This is a genomic window from Nitrospirillum amazonense (assembly GCF_007828035.1).
GTDB classification, from domain to species: Bacteria; Pseudomonadota; Alphaproteobacteria; order Azospirillales; family Azospirillaceae; genus Nitrospirillum; species Nitrospirillum amazonense.
The window spans coordinates 643505-670022 of record NZ_VITV01000001.1 but is presented as its reverse complement, the minus strand read 5'-3'; the positions used below and the strand labels follow the sequence as shown (position 1 = coordinate 670022).

Below are 26518 nucleotides of genomic sequence, written 5' to 3'. Positions count from 1 at the left end.
TTGGCCGATCTTCGTGCGGGACCGGGCGCCTGCCGGCCTAAGTGCACTCTATATATAATGAGCGGCATGAGGTGGTGCCTTATACCGCTGTAGAAGGCGACTGCGTTCGCCCGAGTTTTGTGGGGAGCGTAGCGGACTGCAAAACGAGGATGGCAAGCGGGCGGATGCCCGCGCCCGCAGGGCATCCTAACTAGGGCTCGCGACCTTCACCTGGCCGCTGACGATGGCTTGGCGGGCGCGGGCCACGGCCTCGACGATGGCGGGGGTCCAGACGGCGCGGTTGTCGGCGTCCACCACCACGTCCACCCCGCCCTCCTTCAGGCCCAGGCGCGTGATGCCGGAAGTGAAGGTCTGGCTACGGCCGGCTTCGAAGGCGCGGGCGATGGCCACGTCCAGGCGCTTGACCATCGAGGTCAGCATGTGGCCGGGATAGAGGTAGTTCTGGTTGCTGTCCACGCCCACGCCCAGGGCGCCCTTGGCGTGGCCGATGTCCAGCGCGCCCAAGCCGGACACGCCGGCGGCCGGGAACAGCACGTCCGCGCCGTGACGCAGCATGTCCCGTGCAATTTCCGAGGCGGCGAAGGGGTCGGAAAAGCCCTTGGGATCGCCCGCCACCAGGCCGGTCATCACCGTGGCATCCGGCCGGGTATCCTTGACACCCTGGGCGTAGCCCTTCTCGAACCGCTCGATCACCGTCGCCGGCATGCCGCCGATGAAACCGACCGTGCCGCTCTTGCTGGCCAGGGCCGCCGCCACGCCAACGAGATAGGAACCTTCATTCTCCGCGAACAGGACGGAAGCGACATTGGCGCCCGGCACCACGCCGTCGAACAGGGTGAAGCGTACGTCCGTATGTTGGGGCGCGAAGGCGGCCAACGCGGTCTGAAACCGGAAGCCGATCAGCGCCACGTCGGTGCAGCCGGCGGTGACGGCGGATTGCAGGGCGCCGGGGTAGGCCTCCTCGCCCGCCGGTTCGAACTCGGCCACAGCGACGCCCGTCTTCTGCGCGAAGGTCTGGCTGCCGTCATAAGCCATCTCGTTGAAGCTCTTATCGAACTTCCCAGCCTCGGTATAAACGACACAAGGCTTAAAGGCCGCGGCGCTGGCGATGCTGGCAGTGCTGGCAAATAGGGCGGCCGCGAGGGCGATCCGGATCATGCTGTCTCTCCTCAAGCGGCGGCTTCGGTGGCGCGGACCTGGCCCAGGAATCGGCGCACCGCCTCATCCAGGCGCGCGGCCTGATCGGCTAGTCCTTGGGCGCTGGCCCGGACCTGTCCGGCCGACTCGCCAGTCGATAGGGCGGCGGTGTGCACGCGGCCTATGGTGCTGTTGACCTCTTCCACGCCCAGCGCCGCCTCGCTGATCGACCGGCTGATCTCGGCCGTGGCGGCGTTTTGCTCTTCCACCGCTGCGGCGATGGTGCTGGACACCTGGCTCAGCTGCACAATGGTGCCGCCGATCTGGCGGATGGAATCCACCACGGCGCCCACCGCGCTGCGCACGGCGGCGACTTCGCCGGCGATGTCGCCCGTGGCCTTGGAGGTCTGGCCCGCCAGGCTTTTCACCTCCGACGCCACCACGGCGAAGCCCTTGCCGGCGGCAGCGGCCCGCGCCGCCTCAATGGTGGCGTTCAGCGCCAGCAGATTGGTCTGGCCGGCGATGTCGTCGATCAGCCGGGTGACGCTGCCGATGCGCTCGGCGGCACCGGTCAGACGCTCCACCATGTCAGCGGCCCCATCGGCTTCCTCATTGGCGCGCTGCGAGATGCTGATGGCCTGCTGCAGCTGGCCGCTGATCTCCTGAACCGACAGGGACAGCTGTTCGGTGGCGCCGGCCACGGTCTGGGTATTGCGCGAGGCCGCTTCGCTGGACATCGCCACGGTGTTGGCCTGCTCGGCGGTGGCATCGGCCGACTGGCCCATGCTCTGCGACAGGGCGGTCATCTGCGCCGCCGCATCCACCAGCGCGGCGATGATGCCGCCCACCGACTCCTCGAAGCTGTCGGCCATGGCCGACATGGCCGCCTGCCGCTTCTGCGCCGACTCACGTCGTTCGGTCGCCAGCTGCACGTCATGCTCGCGCACTTGCACGGCGTTGGCGCGGAAAACGGTGACGGTGCGCGCCATCTCCGCGATCTCATCGCTGCCGCGTGTATCGATCTCCACATCCAGGTCGCCGCCGGCAAGCGCCAGCATGCTGCGCGACAGGTTGGCGACGCGGCCCGCAATGCTGCGGCCGACATAAAACACCGCCACGCCGACGGCGATGGCGACACCCGCCAGGCCGGACGCAATCAGCAGGCCGCGGGCGAAGGACACCACGTCCTCCAGCGCCTTGGCCTTGGTGCGCACCTCCGCCTGGGTTTGGGCGCCCAGTTCCGCGCCCAACTTCTGCACCCGCGCGGCGATGGCGGCACTCTGGTGCAGCAGGCCGGTGCTCTGGTCCTGCGCGTCGGCCAGGCGGCTTTTCATCACGGCCAGGCCACCGGCGGTGACGTCGCCGAAGCCGGGTGTGGCGGCAACCGCCTCGCCCAAGGCCACGCGGGTCAACACGTCCAGGCTAGCGGCGACGATGGCGCGGGTATCGGCGGGCAGGGCCGCTTGCGTCGCGCGCAGATGCTGCAGGGCAGCGGAAAGGGCCGCCTTGGCCGCCGCCGGGTCTTCCCCCGCCGTGGCCGGCGTCGCGAGGAGCGCGTCGAAGGCCCGTATCTCAGCCAAAGCGGACAGGACCGCGGGGCTGGGACTGCGACCTAGTGCCGTCATCAGGGCGGCCTGCGCCCTGGCATCGGCCTCGGCCACCGCCTTCTCAGCGGCGGCCACGGCCTGGCGCAGGCGCCAGCGGGCATCTTCCGCGCCGTTCAGCACCTGCAGCAGGGCGGAGAAGCGGCCGCCCAGTACCCGCAGCTCATCCAGCTGCGGCGTCTGGCCCAACTGGGCGTTGGCCTGACGCAAGGCGTCGTTGAAGGCCTTCTCGGCCACGGTCAAGGCCTTGCGGGTGGCTTGCGCCTCTTCATGCGTGGTGGCGATGGAGGCGTCCATGGACGTGCCGGCCAGTCCCTCTGCCGCGCGGGACAGGGCGTCCAGCGTGTCCAGCCGGGGCAGTGTCTCGCCGACGATGCCATTCAGCGTGCTGTCCACACGGGCGTAGGTCAGCCAGCTCTGGCCGGTGATGACCAGCATGGCCAGGATGATGGCGCCAAAGGCCAGGCCCAGGCGCACGGCCAAGCCCAACCGCCGTTTGCCCACCTGGCCTAAGTCGGTGTTCCGCATAATTATAGGCAGTGTCGTCACGGCGACCATGGCTCCGTCCCTTCCCGATGCGGTTGGAGAGGCCTGGGCGCGTCATTCCCCCATGTCACCGGGCGGAGTTCAGCCCCGTCCCGTCCCCCGACCGCCGTCCTCAGAAGCCCCCATCAGGCCGGTTGGACGTCCGTGCAGTCATAGGAAATCTTGATGATCACTGTGTGACAGTCCGGGGGGCGGACAAAGAAAAAACTGACCATATGGTCAAGTCACGGCCTATCCTTCCGGCTAGCGCCCAACCGGGCGGCAGACAGCGGATTCTTTAGGCAAAAATCAGGGAGGGCAGCGGGCTGAAAGCCACAGGTCGCCTAAGGTTGGCGATGTATATTGGATAAACGGATCAGGCCGCGATATCGGTGCGGCACCGTACCCGCGACTCGGGAAGAAATCCCGGTCGCGGGGGGATCAGTGGAAACGGCCGTTGCGGGTGCTCTGCAGCACCATGTCCAGCCCAGCGCGCAGCACGACCATCTGGTCGAAGGACAAGCCGGTCAGCGCCAGGAGGGCGGGCAGCAGGGTGCGGGCGCGGCGGCCGAGGGTATCCATCACGGCGGCGCGGGCCGGTGCGCGGCTGAACAGGGCCGGAGCCGAACGGGCGGCGCAAGCGAGGCAAAGCGTGGTCATCGTCGTCTCCTTTCCTGGCGTCGGGTCCTAGCGGCGGTGCAGCGGGGCTCGGGGCCGGGGTCTAACGTGTTTGATGTCTGAACTATATTTCTGGAACGATTTTGGCGGTAGTTGGGCTTGTCGGCACTCCGCGTTCCATAATTGGAACACTATTGAGGCGGTCAAAAGGGCGCCGCGCGCGACGCTTTATCTCACCCCGATACAACGGCTTGCCGCTTGATCCAGCCCGTGACCGGCCATAAATCGGACGCAATGGCGGTGTTGTATCAATCTGCCCGGCCGCTTGGCTGTGACGGCCCCCGCAGGGGCCATGCTGTTTTCGATGAACAGGAATTCCCGTATGCGACGCCTGACGTTCCGTGCCCTCAGTTCCCTTGCCTTGGCGGTCACCGTGGCCGTCACCGCCGCCACCGTGCCGGCCCTGGCCCAGGATCGCTGGGATGATCATCATCGGGGTGAGGAACGCCGGTGGGACGACCACAGGGGGGACGACCACAGGGGTGGCCCCTGGGCGCCGCATTGGGGCCATTTCCGCGACCATGACGTCTTCATCTATGGCCGCGGACCGGTCATCGTTCCGGAATATCGCCGCCATGTGTACCGCGACGTGGTCGTGCTGCGCCCTTACGGCGTCTATTACACCGGCTATGGCCACTATTACCGGGACGAAGAGGCCTATCGTTGGCTGGGCCTGACGGCCATCACCCTGACGCTGCTGGACAGTCTGGCGGAACAGCAGCAACGCGCGCTTGAGGATGCGCAGATCCGGGCCACCATGGCGCCGGTGGGCCAGCCTGTCGTCTGGAACGACGGCCCGGCCAGCGGCAGCGTCACCGCCCTGCGCGACGGCCACACGACCGATGGCCAGTATTGCCGGGAGTTTCAGCAGAACGTGACCATAGGCGGCCAGACGCAACAGGCCTATGGCACCGCCTGTCAGCAGCCCGACGGCGCTTGGCATGTGGTCGCGGACAACTGATAGTCCGTGTCAGTAACGGCTCGGCGGGGGTGTCCTGGTCGGATACCCCTTATGGCCCTCTATGTTACAGCCCTGCGACAGGTTAGCACCTTCCCCCGCGTATAACGGAACAGTTGCCATTCTGTGGGCGACGGGTGGGGCGCGCCGAAGCAACAGCCAGGCAGTGGTGGTGATGGCCGGCGGCAGTCCGGCGGCACCGCTTCGCATCGCCCACCCCGCCGATCGCAGGACTTTCCAATCCGTAGGGGAGCAGTGCGCCGGCATGTCCTCCATCGCCCTGTCAGACAACCCGGCCGCGCGAGGTGCCACCCGGCGCCTGATCCCGTCCTCGACGGGGGCCGTTACCAGCATCGCCCACGTGATCATCCCCCACGGCTTCGGGGGGGCCGAAAAGCATGTGATGGAACTGGCGGAATTCCAGGCTGACGATCACCAGGTGATGGTCATCCTGGGTCCGGGGGAGGACGGGGGCGTCGGCGCCCGGCACCTTGCCGAATCTCTGGACCCCCGCGTGTCGGTGGTGTGGCTGCCGGCGCGCATGCGCACGGCCGCGCTGTTCTGGAAGCTGTTGGCCCTTTGCCCCGACATCGTCCACGCCCACCTCAACACCGCCGCCCGGCGGGTGCTGCGCTGCCGGCCGGGCTGTCCCCGTGTCGTCACCCTGCACAATGGCTTCCGCGCCGGCCTGCATGACCGCTTCGACGGCATCATCCGCATCGCCGACTATCAGGCCCGCATGATGCCGGCGGCGGCCCGTGATCGCTCCGTCACCGTGCACAACTGGGTGTTGCCGCAGAGGGGCGCGCTGACCCGGGCGGAGGCGCGCCTGGCCCTGGGCTTGCCGCAAGACGCGCCCGTTATCGGCGGCATGGGCCGGCTGGAACTGGGCAAAGGCTTCGATGTGCTGGTGGATGCTTACGCCCGCTTGCGCGCCCACCGGCCGGATGCCCGCCTGGTGCTGTTCGGTCAGGGGGCGGAGATGGCCGCCCTGCGTGAGCAGGCGGCACAGCTGGCCTTGGGCGATCGGGTGGTATTCGCGGGCTTCCGCCCCGATGTGCGCCGTTACCTCCCCGCCCTCGACCTGGGCGTCGTCGCCTCCCGCCATGAACCTTTCGGCCTCACCCTGCTGGAATACGCCGACGCCGGTGTGACCCTGGTGGCCACCCGCACCGGCGGGCCGCTGGAAATCCTGGGCTTCGACTATCCCTTCCTCTGCCCGCCCGAGGACGCGGACGCCATGGCCGAGACCTTGCTGGCCGCACTGGACGGCCGGACGCCCGCCCGGGTCGTGGATCTCACCCGCTTTCGGCCGGAGGTGCAGATGGCCAAGGTTGGCGCGCTATACGCCCAGCTGGCCGGCGCGCAGGCGCCCGTGGCCATATAGACGCGCGCGCGGCTGTGGGGCCTTTCAGGTCGCCTGCCGGCGAATAACCCGTCCATGTCCATCATCAGGCTTGCCCCTCGTGGCTCCTTCGCCTTTCCTGCCAGTCAACGAAAGGAAGGCGGCAATGGGCAAAGCGGCGATTTTTCCTCTGATTTTGATGGCGTTGCTGGCGCCGCTGGCAGCTGAAGCCGGCCCGCTATCCATAGCCCCTCTGGTCGCCGACTACGATGCCCTGCTTCAGGGCGGGAAAGAAGACGGCCGCTGCCTGCCGGATGTCAGTCCCAAAGCGGCGGCCGAGCGGCGGACGCGCCTGGAGGCGTTCGTCCACCGCCTGGGCGCGATCGACCCCGCCGGCCTGACGCCGGCCGACCGCCTGACCTATCGCTTCATGCGCTGGGACGCGGAGGATCGACTGGCCGGCATGGCCTTCGACCAAGACCGCATGCCCTTCAACAGCGACAGCGGCTTCTACGCCACCCTGACCTACACTGCCAGCCGCACCCATGTGCGCACGAAAGCGGAGGCGGAAGCTTGGCTGGCCTGCCTGGAGGCCGCGCCCGACTATTACGCCGCCAACATTGCCAACGCCCGGCGTGGCATCGCCACGGGGTTTGTCCAGCCGAGGTTGATCGTGGACGCCGTGCTGGACATCGCCCGCAGACAGGCGGACACCCCTTTGGACGAGGACGGCCTGCTGTCACCCTTCGCCGGGTCGGGGGACCCCGCCGCGATGACGGAATGGCGCGCGCGGGCGCGCCAGGTGCTGGCCGACATTGTGCGTCCCGCCCAGCGCGCCTTTGTCACCTTTCTGGAGCGGGAATATCGCCCGGCGGCCCCCGAAAGCCTGGCGGCGCGCGACCTGCCCGATGGTGAGGCCTATTACACCTGGGCGGTCCACCACCACACCACCACCAGCCTGGCGCCGGATGCCGTGCACGAGATCGGCCTGAAGGAGGTGGCGCGCATCCGGGGGGAGATGGAGGCCTTGATCCGCCGCACCGGCTTCACCGGCAATTTCGCGGATTTCCTCGCCTTCCTGCGCACCGATCCGCGCTTCTACGTCACCACGCGCCAGGCGTTGTTGGAAAAGGCCTCGGAGATCGCGAAGCGCATCGACGACCAGCTGCCGAGGCACTTCGGCCGGCTGCCGCGCCTGACCTATGGCGTACGCGAGGTGCCGCGCGATATCGAGGACACGTACACCACGGGCCGCTATTTCCCCGGTGACGCCGCCAAGGGCATTGCCGGCGGCTTTATGGTCAACACCGGCAAGCTGGACCAACGGCCCCTTTATGAATTGCCGGCCCTGGCCCTGCATGAGGCGGTGCCGGGCCATCACCTGCAGACCGCGCTGGCGGCGGAGCTGGAAGATTTGCCGCCCTTCCGCCGCCGCGCCTATATCAACGCCTATGGCGAGGGATGGGGCCTCTACTCCGAGCAGCTGGGGGAGGAAATGGGCATCTACCGCGATGATTATGAGCGGTTTGGGCGCCTGTCTTTCGACATGTGGCGGGCCTGCCGCCTGGTGGCCGATACCGGCATCCATTGGAAGCACTGGACCCTGGACCAGGCCCGCGCCTGCTTCATCGACAACACCGCCTTGGCCCCGCACAACATAGAGACGGAGCTGCGGCGCTACATCGGTTGGCCGGGGCAGGCGCTGGCCTACAAGATCGGCGAGCTGAAGCTGCTGGAACTGCGCCAGCGGGCCCAGGACAGGCTGGGCGAGCGCTTCAATGAGCGCGCCTTCCACGACGCCGTGCTGCTTTCAGGCTCCCTGCCGCTGGATCTGCTGGAGGAGCAGGTGAATGGCTGGATCGCGGCGCAGGGGCGCTAGCGGCCCATCTCTTTCAGCCAGGCCGCGTGGAAGGCGCGGATGCGTCCCTCGTTATGGCCCAGCAGGGCGGGGCGGTCGGCCTGCTGGCTGCCGGCCCAGGCCGCCTCCGCCACCGACTGGTCCTCCGCCAGCAGCCGGCGGTTGAAGTCGGCGAGATGCCCTTCCACGCCCTGGCGGGCGGCGGCGCTGGCGCCCGGCTGCTGCCTGGCCAATGACAGGCGGTAGCGCAGGTGGCAACGGCCCGGCCGTACCGTGCCGTCCGGCGCATACACCGGCTCGTACGTCTGTACGCTGGCCATCAGGCCGGCGGTCAGGCCGATGGCCAGGTTGGGGAAGATGATGGCGTGGTCATAGTCGGTGAAGGCGGTCAGGGGCGTCAGCTTCAGCCGCTTGGCCACCCCCTCCCACCAGCGGCGGGTTTCGGCGGTCAGGCCGATGGTGCCGGTACTGTGGGCGCCGTGCTCGGCGCACTTCCAGACGCCCTCGGTCACCGTGCGGAAGGTTTCCGGATGCACGCTGTCGACGTGATAGACCTCCAGCACGTTTTCCATACCCACCTTCCAGTCGGCCCGCCAGTCCAGCGGCGCCTGGTCGAAGGGCGCGGCGAAGCCGTCGGACACGGCGTCCAGCCAGGCGCCCAGCGGACCCAGCCAGATGTCCAGATCGGGCCCGCCGGGAATGAGGCGGACGAAGATGAAGCGGCCGCGCCGTGCCACCTCATATCCGGTCAGGGCCAGGGCGGCCTTGTCCGCCTTGTCCAGCTGGAAACAGGGATCGTTGCCCGGTATGCCCACCGGAACCCCCTCCCGGCTGTAGGTCCAGCCATGATAGGGGCAGCGCAGGGGGCCGTGGCCGCGCTCCGCCGTGTGCAGGCGGGCATGGCGGTGGGAACAGACGTCGCGGAAGGCACGAATGTCGTCATCGAAACGCTGCACCACCACCGGCACGCCGGCGATGGTGCGTACCAGATAGCCGTCGGGCGCCGTCAGTTCGTCATCGAAGCCGACGAAGTGCCACAGGCGGGCGAACAGGGCTTGCGTCTCCGCCGCGGCGGCGGCGGCACCATAATCCTCCGGCCCCACCGCCGCCCGCATCGCGTCCAACCTATCCGTCATGCCCTGAATCCTTTGCCCCAAATCTCTTTCCCCAGTCCAACCGGTTCCCGAGCCCAACCGGGCCTTGTTCCGCCGCCTGGGAACCCTCATTCTGCCGCCATGGCCAGTGTGACCGAAGCCCTCTCCGCTGCCTATGAGCATCACGTCGCCGGCCGGCTGGACGCGGCGGTGACACTCTATGGCCGCATCATCGACGCCGAGCCGCGCAACCACGGGGCTCTGCATCTCCTGGGCCTGGCCCGCATCCAGCTGGGTGACTTGGACGGCGCCACCGAAAGCATGATGCTGGCGGCGGCCATCGTCCCGGACAACCCCACCTATCGCAGCAACCTGGGCACGGCGCTGAAGGCCCAAGGCCGATTCGATCTGGCAGAAGAAGCCTATCGCCAGGCGCTTGCCATTGATCCTGGTCATGTCGACGCCATGGCCAACCTCGGCGGGGTGTTGCACGCCACCGGCCGGCTGGCCGCCGCCATCGCGTGCCTGGAGCGGGCGCTGCCCCTGGCGCCCGACCATGCCGTCACCCTGATCAACCTGGGTGTGGCGCTGACGGACCGGGGCCAGCTGCCCCGCGCCCTGGGTTTGCTGCGCCGCGCGGTGGAGGTGACCGCCCCCGCGCCCGGCCAACCCCTGGGCGAACGGGGCGGAGAGGCGCGCTGGGATTTGGCGCTGGCCCTGCTAATGGCTGGTGACTACGCCGCCGGCTGGCCCCAGTTCGAGGCGCGGCGGGGCCGCGCCGGCCATGTCCTGGCCCGGCCGCACGGGCTGGAATGGGATGGCGCCGACCCCGCCGGGCGCACCATCCTGGTGCACAGCGAACAGGGCCGGGGCGACAGCCTGCAATTCGTCCGCTTCATCGCGCCCCTGGCGTCCCGGGGCGCCCGCGTCGTGCTGGCCTGCCAGCCGGAACTGGTCCGCCTGCTGGCCACAGCGCCCGGCGTGGCCCAGGTCGTGTCGACGGCGGATCCCTTGCTGCCCGTCTATGACGCTTACTGCCCGTTGCTCAGCCTGCCAGGTCGCCTGGGTCTGACCAGCGCCTCGGAGCTGGCGACGGCCGGGCCCTACCTCACGCCGGATCCGGCCCAGGTGGCGACGTTTCGCGCGCGCCTGAACGACGTCGCGGCCGGCCGGCGGACCGTGGGCCTGTGCTGGGCGGGGGCGCCGGGCAATCCGGTCGATGCCAGGCGCAGCCTGGATCCGGCACTGCTGGCCCCCTTGGCGCGTTTCCATGATCGGGTGGCCTTCGTCAGCCTGCAGAAGGGTGGCCCTGCCGCCCCGGCCGCCCTGCCGTTGATCGACTGGACGGCGGAGCTGGCGGATTACGCCGACACCGCCGCCCTAGCGGCCACCCTGGACTTGGTGATCACCGTCGACACCTCGGTCGCCCATTTGGCCGGCGCGCTGGGCCGCCCCGTCTGGCTGCTGAACCGCTATGACGGTTGCTGGCGCTGGCAGAAGGGGCGGGTGGACAGCCCCTGGTATCCCGGCTTGGTGCAGCTGCGGCAGGAAGAGATGGGCGATTGGCGCGCGCCCCTGTCCCGCCTGACCGCCCGGCTGGGCGCCTGGCTGGCCGCCCCGACACCATGACGCCGTTGCATCAGGCCGTGGCCCGCCACCAAGCGGGCGCCTTGGATGAGGCGGCGGACCTTTACGCCCAGGTGCTGGCGGCGGAGCCGCATCACCCGGATGCCCTGCATCTGCTGGGTGTGCTGCGCGGGCAGCAAGGGGATCCGGCAGCGGGTGAGGGGCTGGTGGCGCGCGCCGCCGCCCTGCGGCCGGATGCGGAAATTCTGACCAACCTGGGCCGCCTGCGCGCAGCGCTGGGTCGCCTGCCGGCGGCGGAGGCCGCGTTCCGCGCCGCCCTGGCCCGCGATGACTCCCATGCCGGCGCCGCCTTCGCCCTGGGCACCCTGCTGCTGAACCTGAACCGTCCGGGCGAAGCGCTGGCACCGTTGGAGCGGGCAGCGGCGCTGGACCCGGCGCATGGCGCGGCCCATGCCAACCTGGGTGTGGCCCTGCACCGCATGGGCCGCCTGGTGGAGGCCGAAGGCGTTCTGCGCGCCGCCGTCGAGGCCGATCCTACGCAGGCCATCGCCCGTTTCAACCTGGCCTCCGTCTTGGAAGACCTGGGGCAGCTGGATGTGGCGGAAATGGAATACCGGGCGCTGACGGCCCAGCGGCCGGACATGGCCGATGCCTGGCTGAACCTGGGCATCTTGCTGCAGCGCCGGCACCGCGATGTGGAGGCGCGCCCTTGCCTGCAGGCGGCGCTGGACCGGGGCACCAGCCGGCGGGCGGGCACCCTGGCCCATCTGGTGCACATCGACGCCCGCCTCTGCCGCTGGGACGACGTCGCGGCGCGGACGTCGGATCTGCTGGCCGCGGTGCAGGCGGGCGACGACAGTGCTCCGCCCTTCGCCGTGCTGTGCCTGGATGTGGATGAGGCCTGGCACCAGCGGGCGGCCCGCCTGCACGCGGCGACCGTGGCGCGCTCGGCCGGCGCGCCCTTGCCGCCGGCCAGCCTGGGACCCGCCGGAGAACCGTTGCGCGTCGGCTACCTCTCCGCTGATTGGCACCAGCACCCCACCGCCTACCTGATGGCCGGCGTGTTGGAACGCCATGACCGTGCGGCGGTAGCGGTCACCGCCTTTTCCTATGGGCCCGACGACGGCAGCCCAATGCGGGCGCGGCTGCGGGCCGGGGCCGACCGCTTCGTTGAACTGCGTGGCCTGGATGACCGGGCGGCGGCGCAAGCCATTCGTGCTGCCGGCGTGGACATCCTGGTCGACCTCAAGGGTTATACCGAGGGGGGGCGGCCCGGCATCGCCCAGCTGCGCCCCGCCCCGGTTCAGGTTCAGTACCTGGGCTATCCCGGCACCCTGGGCCGTGGGGCGGGCATTGATTATGTGCTGGCCGACGCCGTGGTGCTGCCGCCGGAGCGGACGGGCTTCTGGGATGAGGCGGTGGTGCGCCTGCTTGGTTGCTATCAAGCCAACGATGGGAAGCGGCCCATCGGCCCGCCGACCACACGCGCGGACTGGGGCCTGCCGGCCGACGGCGTCGTCTTCGCCTGCTTCAACGCCGCTTACAAGCTGACGCCGGAGGTCGTGGCTTGCTGGGCCCGGCTGTTAGCCAAGGTTCCGGGATCGGTGTTGTGGCTGCTGGATCCGGGATCCGCTCAGCCGGCATTGCAGGCAATGCTATCAGCCGAGGGTGTCGATCCCGGCCGCCTGGTGGTGGCGCCGGCCCTGCCGAAGGCGCGCATGGCCGACCACTTGGCCCGCCACGCCTGCGCCGATCTGTTCCTGGATACCCATCCGGTGAACGCCCACACCACGGCGGCCGATGCGCTTTATGCCGGCCTGCCGGTGTTGACCCGGGCGGGCGGCCCCTTCATTTCCCGGGTGGCCGCCAGCCTGCTGACGGCCTTGGGATTACCGGACCTGGTGACGTACAGCCTGGAAGCGTACGAGGTCGCAGCCCTGAGTTTGGCTCGGGATTCGGCGCGTTTGACGAATGTACGCGCCCGTCTGGCCGCCGCCCGGACGCTCCCCGGCGGGCCCTTCGACACGGACACGTTCTGCCGCCGGCTGGAAAAGGTGTACGCCCGCATGGCGGGGCGGGTGCGGGACCGGCTACCACCCCTGGGGTTCGATGTGACGTAAGCATACCTCGCCCGGCGCGAGGGATACCCACCATACCGGTAACACACGGCTGCCGCTGTGATCTGGCGCGTGGTGGGTCCTTGTACTTTGCGTTACACCCGTGCCCAATTTCGCCGGCGCTTCGCCGCCAGCCTTCTCAAGGGAATGGATACCGTCCGCATGACCATCGACCGCGCCGCCGTTCTCGCCGCCGCTTCCGATCTGTTGCGCATCGAGGCCAACGCCGTCCTGCACCAGGTGGAGGCGCTGGATGGCGACTTCCTGAACGTTGTCGAGCATATCTGCGGTGAACACGGCAACACGCTGGTGGCCGGCATCGGCAAGTCGGGCCTGGTGGCCCGCCAGTTCGCCAGCAAGCTGGCCAGCATCGGCGCCCGCGCCTTCTATTACAGCGCCATCGACAGCCTGCATGGCGAGTTGGGCCTGCTGCGCGAGGGCGACCTGCTGATCCTGCTGTCCAACAGCGGCCAGACCCAGGAACTGGTGGACGTGGCCAAGGCGGCGCAGCCGCGCGGCGTCAAGGTGGCGGCCATGGTGGGGCGCGTGCCTTCCACCCTGTCGCGCATGGCCGACTGGACGCTGAAGGTCCATGTGGAGTCCGAGGCGACGGACACCAAGCTGCCGACCGCCAGCACCACCGCCATGCTGGCCTTCGCCGACGCCTTGGTGGTGGCGGTGGCGACGGAAAAGGGCTTCACCGCCAAGGATTTCGGCCGCAACCATCCCGGTGGTACCCTGGGCGTGGTGCTGGGCGCCTATGTCGATGACCTGATGGCCAGGGCTCCGGATCATGTGGCCCTGGTGGGCCCCGACCGGCCCATCCTGGAAACCCTGCTGGAAATGACGCGCCACCCTGCCGGCGCCGCCCTGGTGGTTGATGCCGATGACCGGCTGCTGGGCCTTATCACCGATGGCGACATCCGCCGCGGCTTGGCCCGCGTGGGCAAGGATCTGCTGGACCGCGATACCCGCGCCCTGATGACGCCCAAGCCGCGCACCTGCCGCACCGGCACCACCGCCATGGCGGCGCTGGCCCAGATGGAAAGCCCCTCGCAGGTCTATGTCCTGCCGGTGGTGGATGCGGACAACAAGGTGCTGGGCCTGCTGCGCATGCATGACCTGGCCGGCCTGGACGTGGCGCGCACCGCCGGCTAAGGCGTCTCGCTTTCCAGCAACGCCCGCAGGCGGGCCATCAGGTCCGCTTCCGTGATGTCGGTGTCCTGCTCCAGGCCCAGGTAGGCGAAGGCGGCATCGACGAACAGGTGGGGCATCAGGTGCTCGTGGCTCAGGGCGTGGATCAGGGGCGGCAGTACCCGCGCGTCCCGCCGCCGTGCCAAGCCATGCATGGCTTCCGCTTGGGTGAACACATCCTCATCATCCACCCGGCGCAGCAGGGCTGCGCGAATCTCCGGGCCGTCCAATTCGGTGGTCTGCCCAATCCCGGTGGTCGCCCAGTCCCGTACCTGGTCGTACACGTCCTCCATCAAGGCCAGCAGGGCCTCCACCGCCACCGGCGTGGTGCTGCCGCACAGCGCAAAGGCGATGGCGTAGCGGACGTGCGGATCTTCATGGTGGCAGCGGGCGGCCAGGACCGGGTCGCAGCGCCGGTTGCCCAGATGGCCCAGGGCGAAGATCGCATCGACCATGACGCCGGCGTCCTCATCGTCCAGCAGACGCAGCAGGACGCTGCACGCCGGTTCGGGAAAGGCGCGTTCGTCACTGCGCTGGCCGGGGCCATGCATCTGCCCCAGGACGACGGCGGCCAGGCGCCGGCGGATCGGCTCAGGTGAACGGCTGAGGTCCAGGATGCGGGCCAGCCCAGCCTGGGTGCCCATGCCCTGCAGGGCCACCAGGGCCGGCGTGCGGTCATCGTCGCGCCGCATCTCCGCCACCGCCGCCTCGATCAGGCTGTCAATGGAGGGAAGGTCGCTTTGACTGGTTTCCAAGGGCGTTGACGGCATTGCGGCCTCGACCTCGACACGTGGTTCCAGCCCGATCCGGGCCAACCCATCCAGACGAGCGTGCGATCAAGGACGCCGACAGGCAAGCCCGCACGGGCGAACCCTGTACGTCTGGAAAGGGGGCCGTTCAGGCGGACCGCCGCGCGCGCATCTCGGCCAGCGCCTCCTGCACGATAAGGGATCGCGCCCGCCGCATGGCGGCCTTGAATCGCCGCTTCCACCCCGGGGGCGACGTGAAGGTGATGCGCAGGCGCGGCGGCCCCCCGAAGGCCAGCACCAGGGACAGGCCCGAGAACCGCTTGGGTATCGCCTCGAACTCGGTCAGGAAATGGTCCACCTGCTCCAGCAGCAGCGGACGAACCGCATCCGTCAGCGGCGACGGCGGCAGGGCCCGGACCTTTTCGCCCCAGGCGACGGCCGTCACCGCCGCGGCGGCCACGGCGTCGCAGGCCGCCTGAATGGCCTTGGGCGTCCAGGGATCATCAGGCGATTGCCAACTGGCCACCAGCTGGGTGTTGATCGCGGTCGTCACGGCCAGGATCGCCGTCCCCAATTCCATCAGCAGGGCCTCATCCACCATTGTCGCCCCCTCGGGCGTCCGCCCGCGAGTGCCCTTGGCCCACCGTCGCCGCAGACCCTCGGCCCGAAGGCGCAGCAGCTCCCCGGCCAATCGATAGGGCCAGTGGCGCGGCTTCCCGCTGATCAGGTTGCGCGCGCCGGCGCTTTCGCCGTCAAAACCCGAATGCTCCGCCGTCATGACCTCGCCCCGTGGGATGTCTTGCACCACCGTCCACAACTCAGCATGAGCGCAAGTTGCGCGATAAGCAACTTCTTTGGTGTCGATGACGCCTGGCGGGACAGTGGGCCGGTTGGTGGCGGTCCGTCCTCCGCAGCGCCATTCCAGCGGCCCCCCGCGAAGTGCTATCAAGGGTGACAGCATTGTGAGCAATCCGCCGCCGCCCAAGGGTCCGCGCCATGTCCGATCCCGCCCGTCTCACCTTCCGCACCGGCCAGGTGCCGTATCTCATCGCCGAGATGTCCGGCAACCATAAGGGGGAGATCGAGCGCGCCATCCGCCTGATCGATGCCGCCAAGGCGGCGGGTGCGGACGCGGTCAAGCTGCAGACCTACACGGCCGACACCATCACCCTGAAGTCCAACCGCCCGGAGTTCCAGATCCATGGCGGTCCCTGGGATGGCCGCAGCCTGCATGAGCTGTATGAGGAGGCGCACACCCCCTGGGCCTGGCATCCCCAGCTGTTCGCCCATGCCGCCATGATCGGCATCACCATTTTCAGCTCACCCTTCGATCCCACGGCGGTGGATCTGCTGGACCGGCTGGGCGCGCCGGCGTTCAAGATCGCCTCCTATGAAATCGTGGACCTGCCGCTGATCCGTTACGCAGCCGCCAAGGGCAAGCCGCTGATCATCTCCACCGGCATGGCCACCTTGGGTGAGATCGACGACGCGGTGACGGCCGCGCGCGAGGCGGCGCCGGCGGGCACGCCCGACCCCGTGCTGCTCCATTGCACCAGCGGCTATCCCACCCCGCCGGAGGAATGCGACCTGCGCACCATCCCTCACCTGGCCCAGGCCTTCGGCGTGCCCACCGGCCTGTCCGACCACACCCATGGCATCGCCGTGCCGGTGGCGGCGGTGGCGCTGGGCGCCATCGTTATCGAGAAGCATCTGACCCTGTCGCGGGCCGAGGGCGGCGTCGACGCCTCCTTCTCCCTGGAACCGGGGGAGTTCAAGGCCATGGCCGACGCTTGCCGCGTGGCCCATGCCGCCTTGGGCCAGGTCGGCTATGCCGTCAAGCCGTCCGAGGCCGGCGGCCGGTCCTTCCGCCGCTCGCTCTACGTCTCCGCTCCCGTGAAGGCGGGGGAGGTGTTCACGCCGGCCAACGTCCGCTCCGTCCGCCCGGGCCTGGGGCTGTCGCCCAAGCATTTGGACCAAGTGCTGGGCGCCCGCGCCACCCGGGATATCGATGCCGGCCAGCCTTTGGACTGGGGGATGGTCCAGCCGTGACGGCCGCGGCCCAAAAGCACCGGGTCGTCTGCATCACCCAGGCGCGCATGGGGTCCACCCGCCTGCCGGGAAAGGTGCTGCTGACCGTGGCGGGCCGGACGCTGCTGGCCCACCAGGTGGAGCGGTTGCGCCGTGCCGCCCTGGTGGATGAGGTCGTGGTGGCCACCAGCGACCGCGCGGCCGACGACGCCATCGCCGACCAGTGCCGCGTCCTGGGCGTCGCCTGCTTCCGGGGCAGCGAGCATGACGTGCTGGATCGTTTTTGCCGGGCCGCCCTTGCCCATCATGCCGATGTGGCGGTCCGGGTGACGGGCGATTGCCCCCTGATCGACCCTGGCCTGATCGACCAGTTGCTGACCCTTTTCCTGGCGGCGGACCCGCCGCTGGACCACGCCTCCGTTGACATCGGCTATTACCCGCGCGGCCTGGACGCCGAAGCCATATCAATGACGGCCTTGCAGGCGGCGTGGCAAGAGGCAAGGGAACCGTTCGAGCGTGAGCATGTGACGCCCTTCATCTACCGCCGGCCGGACCGTTTCCGCCTGGGTTCCCTGCCGCCGGCAGGCCCGGCGCCGGTGGAGATGGGGCCGCAGCGCTGGTGCGTGGACACGGTGGAGGACTTCCAACTGGTCCGCCGTTTGCTTGAAACCCTGCTGCCGGCCAAGCCGCACTTCACCTGGACGGATTGTCTGGACGTGCTGCGCCGGCACCCCGATTGGGTGCTGCTGAACCGCGACGTGGTGCAGAAACCCTTGGCTTGAGAGGAAAAGAAGAGATGAACCGGAACGAATTCCTGGCGGCGCTGGATGAGATGCTGGAGCTGGACCCCGGCACCCTGAAGGGCGGCGAAACGCTGGATGACATCGACAGCTGGGACAGCCTGGCGGTCATCAGCTTCATCGCCCTGGTGGACGAGAAGTTCAACACCGTGGTGGCGGGCGAGGATCTGGCCAAGGCCAAGACCGTGGACGACCTGCTGGCCCTGGTGTCGGACCACGTCACGGCCTGACCGGTGAGTTCAGGGACTGAGCCGGAACGGCTGCTGGCGGGCCGCCGCATGCTGCGTTTCGCCGGCGGCCCCGGCGCCGCCGTCGACCGGGGCCCGAAGGAGACCGGCGACGCGCCGCTGGTGCTGATCCACGGTTTCGGCGGCGACGCGCTGTCCTGGCAATTCAACATCCAGGCGCTGGTGAAGGGTGCGCCGGGGTCAATCGGCCGCCGAGTGCTGGCCGTGGATCTGCCGGGCCATGGCGCCTCCACCCTCGACGTGCCGTCCGGCCTGGGCGGTGTCGCCGACTGGGTGGTGCGGCTCATGGACGCCGCCGGCGTGGACAAGGCTGACATCATCGGCCATTCCATGGGCGGCAGGGTCAGCCTGCTGCTGGCCGAACGCCATCCGGACCGGCTGCGCCGCATGAGCCTGATCGCCTGCGCCGGGCTGGGCAGCCGGGTGGATGCGGCCTTCCTGCACGCGCTGTGCACGCTGGAGACCTTGGACCAGGCCCGCGCCTTGATCGACCGGCTGTTCGCGGGGGCGCCGCCCAACCGCGACGTGCTGGCGCGCGCCTTCCTGTCCCGCCTGGCGGACCCCGTGGCGCGCGGCCCGCTGACCCGGCTGCTGGACCGACTGGTGGCCGACATCGACGCCGCCCCGCGGCAGTTCGATTGGACCCAGCCGCTGCCGCCGCTGCAGCTGATCTGGGGCGAGGCCGACGATATCGTGCCGCCGCCGGAGGCAGGCGCCATCCCACCCCATATCATCCTGCATCGCTTGCCCGGCGTCGGCCACATGCCCCAGGCGCAGGCGGCCACGCGGGTCAATGCCCTGCTGACGGAGTTCCACGCATGAGCACGATCGGACTGAACGAGGGCGCCATGCTCGCGCTGATCCATAGTGAGGTCCTGAAGATCCTGGCCGACAAGGGCGAGGCCTGGACCGGATCCTTCGGGCCGGAGACACGGTTCCTGGACGGCGGGTTGCCCTTCGACAGCCTGGACCTCGCCACCCTGCTGGTGGCGCTGGAGCAGCTGACCGGCATGGATCCCTTCCGGGCCGGCTTTCGCCAGTTCACCACCGCCGGCGAACTGGCGGCGCTGTACCTGGAAGCGTAATACCGCTGCGTCCGCCGCCGGCGCATCGGGAACAGATCGGATACTCTATCCGATTTGTAACGGAACTGTATCGCGCCGTTTCCAGGCGCCCCGGCCTCTGTTAGCCTGATCAACAAGGTTGAAGCAGTGCGCTTTTTTGAGGCGGCCTGCCTTAACCCCTTGGGGCGTTACAACAATCAACAGGGGCGAAGGCGGCGTTCCCATCCCGGGGCGGGCGCCTTTTCGGGCACCCGGCAGAACGGGAAGACGATACTTCCATGAAACGACACCATCGCGTGGTCCCGCTGGTGGCCGCACTGGCGCTGCTCGGCGCCTGCGCTTCCAGCGCGCACCAGGACAGCCCGGCCGCATCCCCGGCTGACAAAGGCAAGGACAAGCCGGTCTACGCCGGCCTCGATCCGGCCGATGACAAGAACCCCTTCCCCAGCACCTACCATCCCCTGCCGTCGGTGGCGACGGCCCTGGTGGGCGCCACCATCTTCACCGGCACGGGCGCCCGCATCGACGGCGGCACGGTGGTGCTGGTGGATGGCAAGATCGCGGCGGTGGGCAAGGACATCGCGGTGCCGGCCGGCGCCAAGGTCGTCGACGCCCATGGCAAGTACGTGACCCCGGGCATCATCGACGCCCACAGCCACCTGGGCGTCTATGCCACGCCCAGCGTCTGGGCCAATTCCGACGGCAACGAGATGACGGACCCCAACACCGCGCAGGTATGGGCCGAACATTCCGTCTGGCCGCAGGATCCGGGCTTCATCCGCGCGCTGGAAGGCGGCATCACCACGCTGGAGATCCTGCCGGGTTCGGCCAACCTGTTCGGCGGTCGCGCCGTCATCCTGAAGAACGTGCCCGGCCGCACGGTGCAGGACAAGAAGTTCCCCGGCGCGCCCTATGGGCTGAAGATGGCCTGCGGTGAGAACCCCAAGCGCGTCTACGGCAGCAAGGGTCGCACCCCGGCCACCCGCATGGGCAACGTCTTCGGCTATCGCAAGGCCTGGATCGACGCCCAGGAATACCGCCGCAAGTGGGACGACTACCGCCGCAAGCTGGCCGACTACAAGGCGGGCAAGGGCGACAAGGCGCCCGACGCGCCCAAGCGCGACCTGCAGATGGACACGCTGGCCGGCGTGCTGGACGGCAGCATCCTGGTGCAGAACCACTGCTACCGCGCTGACGAGATGGCGCAGATGATCGACATCTCGCACGAGTTCGGCTTCCACATCGCCATGTTCCACCATGGGTCGGAGGCCTACAAGATCGCCGACATCCTGAAGAAGGAGGACATCTGCGTCGCCACCTGGGGCGAATGGTGGGGCTTCAAGATGGAGGCCTACGACGGCATCGAGGAGAATGCCGCCCTGCTGCAGAAGGCCGGCGTCTGCACCGTTATCCACTCCGACGATGACATCCTGACCCAGCACCTGGTGCAGGAGGCGACCATCGCCCTGGCCGCCGGCCGGCGCATGGGTATCCAGATCGACGAGGCCGAGGCCATCAAGTGGGTGACGGCCAACCCCGCCAAGTCCATCGGCGTGCTGGACAAGACCGGCACGCTGGAACCCGGCAAGATGGGGGACGTGGTGCTGTGGAGCGCCGATCCCTTCAGCGTCTACGCCACGGCCGACCAAGTCTTCATCGACGGCGCCCTGGTCTACGATCGCCATGACCCGGCGGCACAACCCAAGTCCGACTTCGAACTGGGCCAGACCGGGCCTGCCCATCCCGGGCCCCAGGGCGTCGGACCCGGCCGCCCCGTCTTGACCACCAGCACGGAGCAGCCGCAATGAGCCGCCGTCACACCTTAATGGGCCATACCCTGATGGCCGCGGCCTCATCCCTGGTCCTGCTGGCCGGCGCCGCCGGCGCCGAGACGGTGGCCATCACCAACGCGCGTATCGAGACCATGGGTCCGGCGGGGGAGATTCCGTCCGGCACCATCCTCATCCGCGATGGCCGTATCCAGGCGGTGGGCGCCTCGGTATCCATTCCGGCCGACGCGCGCCGGGTGGACGCCAAGGGCCACATCGTGACGCCGGGCCTGGTGGCCAGCGACACCAGCCTGGGCGCCGGCGAGGTGGAGGGCGAGGCCTCCAGCAACGATTTCGCCGGGGCGACGGCCGAGATGTCGGCGTCCTTCGACGTGTCGCTGGGCATCAACCCCGCCTCCATGCTGGTGCCGGTGGCCCGCGTGGGCGGCGTCACCCGGGCCCTGGTCACGCCGGAGCTGTCGGGACGGGGCGAAAAGAAGGGGGAAAAGCTGTTCGCCGGCCAGGCGGCCGTGGTCGACATGTCCGGCGGCACGGACAGCATCACCAAGCGCCGCGCCGTGCTGGTGGTCGATGTGGGTATCGAGGCCATGGAGCATCTGGGCGGCAGCCATGGCGGCGTGCTGCAACTGCTGGAATCCAGCTTGGAGGAGGCGGCCAGCTACGCCGCCAACAAGGGCGGGTATGAGCACGGCACCCACCGGCCCTACCGCCAGAGCAAGGAGGACCTTGAGGCCCTGCTGCCGGTCATCCAGGGCAAGATGCCCCTGCTGGTGGGCGTGCACCGGGTCGCCGACATCCGCCGCACCCTGGAACTGGGCAAGCGCCTGAAGCTGAAGCTCATCCTGGATGGGGTGGAGGAAGGCTGGATGATGGCGCCGGAGATCGCGGCCTCGGGCGTGCCTGTGGTGGTCGATCCCCTGGCCAACCTGCCGCGTGACTTCGAAAGCCTGAACGCGCGCCTGGAAAACGCCGCCATCCTGCAGGCGGCCGGTGCCACCGTGGTGATCAAGGGGCCCTACGTCGGCCACTACGCCCGCCAGGTGCGCTACAACGCCGGCAACGCCGTCGCCCACGGCATGCCGTGGCCGGCGGCGCTGGCGGCCATCACCGCCACCCCGGCCAAGGTCTTCGGCTTCAGTGACCGGGCGGGCTCGATCGAGCCCGGCCGTGACGCCGACCTGGTGGTGTGGTCCGGCGACCCCTTGGAAATCCTGTCGGTGGCGGAGCATGTCTTCGTCCGCGGGACCGAGGCGCCCCTGACCAGTCGGGCACAGGATCTGGCCCATCGCTACCAGACGCCCGACGCGGCCCTGCCGCCGGCCTATCGCAACTGAGCATTATCGTCTAAAGGGGGGGCGGGGTGTTCCGACGGGGCGCCCCGCCCTTTTCTCTTGGACCCGGCCCCATGCCCGACTGGTACTACGACCTCAGCGACACCGTCAGCGGCTGGATCCACGGCGTCTCCGTCTGGGTGATCATCGGTGCCATGGTGGCGGCCTACCTGGTGCTGACCGCCCGCAGCGCCCATAAGCAGGGCGAGTTCGGCGAATTCGCCCGCAGCCTGGGCCTGACCGTGGCCTTGCTGGCCGTCCTGGGCGGCTTCATCGAAGCGTGGATCTGGGTGGACCGGCACTGGTAGGCGGATTCACCCCACACCCCGGATCAGGGCCAGCAGATCCTCATCCGACAAGTACCCAGCGGTGTCGGCGTCCTGCAACAGGGCGTCGGCCAGGTCGCGCTTGCGACCGTGCAGGGCCACGATGCCCTCCTCGATGCTGCCCTTCAGGATCAGGCGATAGATGGTCACCGGCCGGCGCTGGCCGATGCGGTGGGCGCGATCGGAGGCCTGGTCCTCCACGGCCGGGTTCCACCAGGGGTCCAGGTGGATGACATAGTCGGCCGCCGTCAGGTTCAGGCCCACGCCGCCGGCCTTCAGGCTGATCAGGAACAGATCGCCCTCGCCCGCCTGGAAGGCCGCCACCCGCCGCTGCCGCTCCGCCGCCGCCAGGCTGCCGTCCAGCAGTTGATAGGTGACGCCCATGCGGTCCAGGGCGGTGCGCACGCGGTCCAGGTGGCCGATGAACTGACTGAACACCAGGGCGCGGTGGCCGCCCTCGCGCAGTTCTTCCACCAGTTCCAGGAAGGCGTCCAGCTTGGCCGAGGGCAGGTGCGCGTCGGCCGCCACCAGGTCGGGGTGGCAGCAGGCCTGCCGCAGGCGCGTGATCTCCGCCAGGATATGGATGCGGGATCGCTCTCCCGACATCTCCTCCAGTTTTTCCAAGGCGCGGCGGCGCAACGCTTCGTAAAAGGCGATCTCCTCCGCCCCACGCTCGACCAGCAGGGTCTGCTCCGTGCGCGGCGGCAGTTCGGCCAGCACGGCGCCCTTGGTCCGGCGCAGCAGGAAGGGTTGGACCACCGCGCGCAGGGCCGCGCGGGCGCCAGGGCTGCGCGCCGCCTGGATGGGCGTGCCGAAGCGCTGGGCGAAGGTCTTGCGGCTGCCCAGCACGCCGGGGTTGGTGAACTGGAACAGGCTCCACAGCTCTTCCAGGTCGTTTTCCACCGGCGTGCCGGTCAGGGCCAGGCGGAAGCCGGCGTTCACCGCGCGGGCGGCCTGGGCGCGGCGCGTATCCGGGTTCTTGATGGCCTGCGCCTCATCCAGCACGGCCACGGCCCAGGGCACGGCCGCCAGCAAGGCTTCCTCCCGCACCAGCAGGCCATAGGTGGTGACCAGCACGTCGCCGGGCCCCAGGGCGCGCAGCACCTCCTGCCGCCCGCCCGTCTCGGCCAGGCGGTGGACGGTCAGGCCGGGGGCGAAGCGCGCCAGTTCCGATTGCCAGTTGCCGGCGACGGAGGTGGGGGCCACCACCAGCATGGGGCCGTCGCCGGCCTTGGCCGCCATCAGGGCTATCGCCTGCACCGTCTTGCCCAGGCCCATGTCATCGGCCAGCAGGGCGCCCGCCCCCAGGCGCGCCAGCCGGCTCATCCAGAAATAACCCTCCGCCTGGTAGTCGCGTAGTTCGGCGGTCAGGCCGTTGGGTAGGCGCGGCTGCCAGGCCGCCGCGTCGTCCAGGTTCTGGATGAAGGCGCGCCAAGCCTGGTCCACCTGGGCCGAGGCCGCTTCCTCGACCAGGCCGCGCAGGGCGGTACCGGCCGCGCGCGGCACCTTTGTTCCCCCAATGCGCAGCAGGCGATCCAGCTGCTGGCGGAAATGGCGGTCCAGGGCCACGAACTGGCCGTCGCCCAGGGGCACGAAACGGCCGGGCGCGTCCTCCAGCCGGATCAGCAAATCCTTCAGGTCCAGCACCAGCCCTTCGTCCAGCTTCAGGGTCCCGGCCACGGCGAACCAGCTTTCGGTGCTTTTGACTGTGGTGCTGAAATGGCTGGTGCCGGCCTCGTCGCCGCGCAGGGTCAGCTTCTGCCCCTCCGGCCACTCCAGGGCCGGCGGTTGGGGCAGGGCCTTCAGCTCGCTCAGGAATTCCAGCGCGGCGCTCAGGCCTTCCAGCTCCCATTCCCGGCCTTCGCCACCCAGGCTGAAGCAGGCGTCGGCCAGGGCCTGGGCCAGGCGTTCCTCCGCCGCCAAGTCGCGCAGGGCGCGCCGGCCGTTGCCGGTGACGCGCCGGCTGCCCTGGCCCGGTGCGAAATGGGGGCCATCGGGGCCCAGCGGCCGCACGACCAGCGAGACCTTCAAACCAGGGTCCAGCAGGCGCAGCCGCACCACCGGGGCGGGGTCGCCCGCCTCCGTCCGGCCCTCGTCCAGGTCGGCGGCCTCCACCCGCACCGGCAGGTCGGGCATGCGGGAGCGCGCGATGGCGGCCAGGCGGTCGCGCGCCATGGCCGGCACGGTGATGCCGTCCGCGCCCAGCAGCTTGCCCGCCGCCACGGCCTTGTCGTCGATCACCACCACACGCCAGCGGGTGGGCCCCTCCACCTCGATGATGGCGTCCACCTCTTCGGCCGGATGCGACAGGGCCAGGCGGTAGCCGCCCCGGGTGCCGGCCAGCACCAGCTCCGGCCGCGCCAGCACCAGCTCCACCGGCGGTCCCGGCTGGCGGCGATAGAACACGCGGGGATGGCCCACCAGGGCCGGCAGCGTGTCGCGTGGTGGCAGAAAATAGTCGTAGCGGGAGCGGCCGTGGCCCCAGCCGTCGTAATCGCGGGCGATGGTGGCGATGACCCGCCGGTCGAACTCATCCAGATAGCTCAGCTGGGCGTCACCCTGGTACAGGCGCTTCAGCGGGATGGGCCGGCCTACGCTCCAGCCCTGGGTCGGGCTTTTGGTCGGGCCGCGCTGCTGCACCTGTTCCACCGGCTCCACCGCGCCGCTGCTGGGATCGACCAGCCAGGCCAGGCGCTTGCCCGTCATCTTCTTTTCTACCGGCGCCGGCGGTTCCAGCAGCACCTCCAGGCTCTCCAGCGCCCGCTCCCACGGTTCCTTGACCGGCAGCAGGGTCAAGAAGCGCAGCGTCACCCACCTGTCGGGCCGCGCCAGATGGGTTTGATAGGGGGTCGGGTCGTTGGCCACCCGGGCCAGCACCTCCGCCATCAGGTCGGCGGCCAGGGGCATGGTGGGGGCCAGATGGCGGAACCACTGGTCCCAGGCGTCGGCATGCTGGCGGGCTAGCGTCGCATCCACCACGGCCGCCGCCACGGCCACCAGCCCTAGGCCCAGGGGGGAGGGCCGTGCCATGGTGTCGGTGGCGCTCAGCAACCATTTCACGCCGTTCAGCGCCGCTTCCGGCTTGTTGGCGGCCAGGCTGGCCAGGGCCTCGACGGCCATGGAGCCCAGGGGGATCTGCCCCGCCTGGGCCATGTCCTGCGCCAGGGCGGGGATGGCGGCGTGCTGGGCCGGGTCGCCCCCAGCCAATTGCGCACACAGATGCAGCACGCCAAGGTGTCCAGGCAGGCCGCCCTTGCGTTTGCGCAGGGCCCGGCGGTGCTGCGTCACGGCCTCGCCGAACAGCGCACGGGCCCGGGGCGCGTCCTCCGACAGCAGGGCGTGGGCGGCGGCATAGGGCAGGGCCGCCTCCGGCGTCGGCGCATCCGCCAGCAACGCTTGCAACGCTGGCAATTGCCCGCTCAACAGCCGGAAGTCGGCGATCAGGGTGAAGCAATCGCGGCGCAGGATCGGGTGCGCCTGGGCGTGGTCCACCAGGGCCGGTAAATCCGGCGACATTTCCGCCGTGGCCATCCAATGGCCGAGCTTCGCCGCCAGCAGCGTCGCCTGGATCACCGGCGCGCGTCCGGCCAGCCAGTCGACCCCCAGCGGCACCAGCGTGAAATGGCGATTGAACAGCTCCGGCAGCGCATGGGCGGGACGCCTGACCAGGCCCAGCAGGCGCTGGACCTCCGCCCCATCGTTCTGCAACGCGGCCAACCTCAGGCCACGCGCGAAATCGATCTCCACCAGCTTGGGGTCCCAATAGCTTTTCGAGTCGCCGGGCAACTGGGTGCGGATGGCGATGGCCAGGGCCTTGCCCTCCGCCGTTTCGAGCGCCGTGGTCGCCACGGTGTGGGCCAGCGCGGGCGCGCAGGCCATCTTGTTGTTCAGCAGGCCGTGTCGGCGCAGGCTGTTCTGCGCCTCGGTCAACGCCTCATGGGTCCAGAGCGCCGGACTAACGCGCGCCTGGTTCAGGCAATCCAGCAGCGCGCGGGCCGGCGGCAGCGGGCCGATCAGGGCGATAAGGCGCAGCAGGATGCGGTCTAGCGGCGAAAGCGCGTCGAGATCGGGCGGGGTCATGCGGC

General features: G+C 69.4%; 21 protein-coding genes. 14 read left to right on the top strand and 7 right to left on the bottom strand.

What is annotated here, in order from left to right:
- Positions 1-186: 186 nt before the first annotated feature.
- The 3 genes from FBZ87_RS02885 to FBZ87_RS02875 form a co-directional block, all read right to left on the bottom strand.
- A complete protein-coding gene (locus FBZ87_RS02885) occupies positions 187-1158 on the bottom strand; it encodes a BMP family lipoprotein (RefSeq protein WP_145608851.1) in 972 nt (323 codons plus the stop codon).
- 11 nt (positions 1159-1169) lie between these two features.
- Complete coding sequence (locus FBZ87_RS02880) at positions 1170-3269, bottom strand: methyl-accepting chemotaxis protein (RefSeq protein ID WP_186454536.1); 2100 nt, start codon at positions 3267-3269, stop codon at positions 1170-1172.
- 438 nt (positions 3270-3707) lie between these two features.
- A complete protein-coding gene (locus tag FBZ87_RS02875; RefSeq protein WP_040845900.1) occupies positions 3708-3926 on the bottom strand; it encodes a hypothetical protein in 219 nt (72 codons plus the stop codon).
- A 340-nt stretch (positions 3927-4266) separates the two neighbouring features.
- Between FBZ87_RS02875 and FBZ87_RS30000 the strand changes: the two genes are divergently transcribed.
- The 3 genes from FBZ87_RS30000 to FBZ87_RS02860 all read left to right on the top strand — a co-directional run bounded on the left by FBZ87_RS30000 (position 4267) and on the right by FBZ87_RS02860 (position 8126).
- The gene (locus FBZ87_RS30000; RefSeq protein ID WP_145608849.1) at positions 4267-4905 is read left to right on the top strand and encodes an RT0821/Lpp0805 family surface protein; all 639 of its coding nucleotides are present in this window, start codon (positions 4267-4269) and stop codon (positions 4903-4905) included.
- Positions 4906-5167: 262 nt separating this feature from the next.
- Positions 5168-6289: a glycosyltransferase gene (locus FBZ87_RS02865; protein ID WP_186454535.1), complete on the top strand. Its 1122-nt coding sequence runs from the start codon at positions 5168-5170 to the stop codon at positions 6287-6289.
- 157 nt (positions 6290-6446) lie between these two features.
- Entirely contained in the window at positions 6447-8126 is a 1680-nt protein-coding gene (locus FBZ87_RS02860) for a DUF885 domain-containing protein (RefSeq protein WP_246134199.1), read from the top strand.
- Here the strand turns inward: FBZ87_RS02860 and FBZ87_RS02855 are convergent.
- On the bottom strand, positions 8123-9241 hold the full coding sequence (locus FBZ87_RS02855; RefSeq protein ID WP_186454534.1) for an aromatic ring-hydroxylating oxygenase subunit alpha: 1119 nt from the start codon (positions 9239-9241) through the stop codon (positions 8123-8125). The genes FBZ87_RS02860 and FBZ87_RS02855 overlap by 4 nt on opposite strands.
- Positions 9242-9340: 99 nt before the next feature.
- On the opposite strand from FBZ87_RS02855, the gene FBZ87_RS02850 reads away from it, so the two are divergent.
- From FBZ87_RS02850 to FBZ87_RS02840, 3 genes are all read left to right on the top strand, one after another.
- Positions 9341-10828, top strand: a complete 1488-nt coding sequence (locus FBZ87_RS02850) for a tetratricopeptide repeat protein (RefSeq protein WP_145608845.1) — start codon at positions 9341-9343, stop codon at positions 10826-10828.
- Positions 10825-12906: an O-linked N-acetylglucosamine transferase, SPINDLY family protein gene (locus tag FBZ87_RS02845; protein ID WP_145608844.1), complete on the top strand. Its 2082-nt coding sequence runs from the start codon at positions 10825-10827 to the stop codon at positions 12904-12906. The genes FBZ87_RS02850 and FBZ87_RS02845 overlap by 4 nt, the downstream gene beginning before the upstream one ends.
- A 159-nt stretch (positions 12907-13065) precedes the next feature.
- The gene (locus FBZ87_RS02840; protein ID WP_088873952.1) at positions 13066-14061 is read left to right on the top strand and encodes a KpsF/GutQ family sugar-phosphate isomerase; all 996 of its coding nucleotides are present in this window, start codon (positions 13066-13068) and stop codon (positions 14059-14061) included.
- On the opposite strand, the gene FBZ87_RS02835 is transcribed toward FBZ87_RS02840, so the two are convergent.
- Both FBZ87_RS02835 and FBZ87_RS02830 read right to left on the bottom strand, forming a co-directional pair.
- Positions 14058-14852 carry a HEAT repeat domain-containing protein gene (locus FBZ87_RS02835; protein ID WP_186454533.1) on the bottom strand — a complete coding sequence of 265 codons (795 nt, stop codon included), beginning with the start codon at positions 14850-14852 and terminating at the stop codon, positions 14058-14060. The two genes, FBZ87_RS02840 and FBZ87_RS02835, sit on opposite strands and share 4 nt — an antisense overlap.
- A 142-nt stretch (positions 14853-14994) precedes the next feature.
- Positions 14995-15654 (bottom strand): hypothetical protein, encoded by a 660-nt coding sequence (locus tag FBZ87_RS02830; protein WP_145608842.1) that lies wholly within the window; start codon positions 15652-15654, stop codon positions 14995-14997.
- Positions 15655-15842: 188 nt separating this feature from the next.
- Here FBZ87_RS02830 and pseI point away from each other — a divergent pair, with 188 nt between their 5' ends.
- The 8 genes from pseI to FBZ87_RS02790 all read left to right on the top strand — a co-directional run bounded on the left by pseI (position 15843) and on the right by FBZ87_RS02790 (position 22415).
- Positions 15843-16895, top strand: a complete 1053-nt coding sequence (pseI, locus tag FBZ87_RS02825) for a pseudaminic acid synthase (RefSeq protein WP_145608841.1) — start codon at positions 15843-15845, stop codon at positions 16893-16895.
- Positions 16892-17656: a cytidylyltransferase domain-containing protein gene (locus tag FBZ87_RS02820; RefSeq protein ID WP_145608840.1), complete on the top strand. Its 765-nt coding sequence runs from the start codon at positions 16892-16894 to the stop codon at positions 17654-17656. The genes pseI and FBZ87_RS02820 overlap by 4 nt, the downstream gene beginning before the upstream one ends.
- A gap of 14 nt (positions 17657-17670) precedes the next feature.
- Positions 17671-17904, top strand: a complete 234-nt coding sequence (locus tag FBZ87_RS02815) for a phosphopantetheine-binding protein (RefSeq protein WP_145608839.1) — start codon at positions 17671-17673, stop codon at positions 17902-17904.
- A gap of 3 nt (positions 17905-17907) precedes the next feature.
- Complete coding sequence (locus FBZ87_RS02810) at positions 17908-18744, top strand: alpha/beta fold hydrolase (protein ID WP_145608838.1); 837 nt, start codon at positions 17908-17910, stop codon at positions 18742-18744.
- Complete coding sequence (locus tag FBZ87_RS02805) at positions 18741-19007, top strand: acyl carrier protein (RefSeq protein WP_145608837.1); 267 nt, start codon at positions 18741-18743, stop codon at positions 19005-19007. Before FBZ87_RS02810 ends, FBZ87_RS02805 begins: the two co-directional genes overlap by 4 nt.
- A 257-nt stretch (positions 19008-19264) precedes the next feature.
- Positions 19265-20794, top strand: a complete 1530-nt coding sequence (locus FBZ87_RS02800) for an amidohydrolase (protein ID WP_186454532.1) — start codon at positions 19265-19267, stop codon at positions 20792-20794.
- Complete coding sequence (locus FBZ87_RS02795) at positions 20791-22110, top strand: amidohydrolase family protein (RefSeq protein ID WP_211106822.1); 1320 nt, start codon at positions 20791-20793, stop codon at positions 22108-22110. Before FBZ87_RS02800 ends, FBZ87_RS02795 begins: the two co-directional genes overlap by 4 nt.
- 71 nt (positions 22111-22181) lie before the next feature.
- The gene (locus tag FBZ87_RS02790; protein ID WP_145608836.1) at positions 22182-22415 is read left to right on the top strand and encodes a hypothetical protein; all 234 of its coding nucleotides are present in this window, start codon (positions 22182-22184) and stop codon (positions 22413-22415) included.
- 6 nt (positions 22416-22421) lie between these two features.
- On the opposite strand, the gene FBZ87_RS02785 is transcribed toward FBZ87_RS02790, so the two are convergent.
- Positions 22422-26513, bottom strand: a complete 4092-nt coding sequence (locus FBZ87_RS02785) for a DEAD/DEAH box helicase (protein WP_145608835.1) — start codon at positions 26511-26513, stop codon at positions 22422-22424.
- Positions 26514-26518: the final 5 nt, after the last annotated feature.

Coding starts and splice junctions, on each gene's coding strand:
- FBZ87_RS02845 (WP_145608844.1), top strand. CDS start 10,825: ATGACGCCGTTGCATCAGGCCGTGGCCCGCCACCAAGCGGGCGCCTTG.
- FBZ87_RS02850 (WP_145608845.1), top strand. CDS start 9,341: ATGGCCAGTGTGACCGAAGCCCTCTCCGCTGCCTATGAGCATCACGTC.
- FBZ87_RS02790 (WP_145608836.1), top strand. CDS start 22,182: ATGCCCGACTGGTACTACGACCTCAGCGACACCGTCAGCGGCTGGATC.
- FBZ87_RS02855 (WP_186454534.1), bottom strand. CDS start 9,241: ATGACGGATAGGTTGGACGCGATGCGGGCGGCGGTGGGGCCGGAGGAT.
- FBZ87_RS30000 (WP_145608849.1), top strand. CDS start 4,267: ATGCGACGCCTGACGTTCCGTGCCCTCAGTTCCCTTGCCTTGGCGGTC.
- FBZ87_RS02865 (WP_186454535.1), top strand. CDS start 5,168: ATGTCCTCCATCGCCCTGTCAGACAACCCGGCCGCGCGAGGTGCCACC.
- FBZ87_RS02785 (WP_145608835.1), bottom strand. CDS start 26,513: ATGACCCCGCCCGATCTCGACGCGCTTTCGCCGCTAGACCGCATCCTG.
- FBZ87_RS02815 (WP_145608839.1), top strand. CDS start 17,671: ATGAACCGGAACGAATTCCTGGCGGCGCTGGATGAGATGCTGGAGCTG.
- FBZ87_RS02885 (WP_145608851.1), bottom strand. CDS start 1,158: ATGATCCGGATCGCCCTCGCGGCCGCCCTATTTGCCAGCACTGCCAGC.
- pseI (WP_145608841.1), top strand. CDS start 15,843: ATGTCCGATCCCGCCCGTCTCACCTTCCGCACCGGCCAGGTGCCGTAT.
- FBZ87_RS02805 (WP_145608837.1), top strand. CDS start 18,741: ATGAGCACGATCGGACTGAACGAGGGCGCCATGCTCGCGCTGATCCAT.
- FBZ87_RS02795 (WP_211106822.1), top strand. CDS start 20,791: ATGAGCCGCCGTCACACCTTAATGGGCCATACCCTGATGGCCGCGGCC.
- FBZ87_RS02800 (WP_186454532.1), top strand. CDS start 19,265: ATGAAACGACACCATCGCGTGGTCCCGCTGGTGGCCGCACTGGCGCTG.
- FBZ87_RS02840 (WP_088873952.1), top strand. CDS start 13,066: ATGACCATCGACCGCGCCGCCGTTCTCGCCGCCGCTTCCGATCTGTTG.
- FBZ87_RS02880 (WP_186454536.1), bottom strand. CDS start 3,269: ATGCGGAACACCGACTTAGGCCAGGTGGGCAAACGGCGGTTGGGCTTG.
- FBZ87_RS02875 (WP_040845900.1), bottom strand. CDS start 3,926: ATGACCACGCTTTGCCTCGCTTGCGCCGCCCGTTCGGCTCCGGCCCTG.
- FBZ87_RS02860 (WP_246134199.1), top strand. CDS start 6,447: ATGGCGTTGCTGGCGCCGCTGGCAGCTGAAGCCGGCCCGCTATCCATA.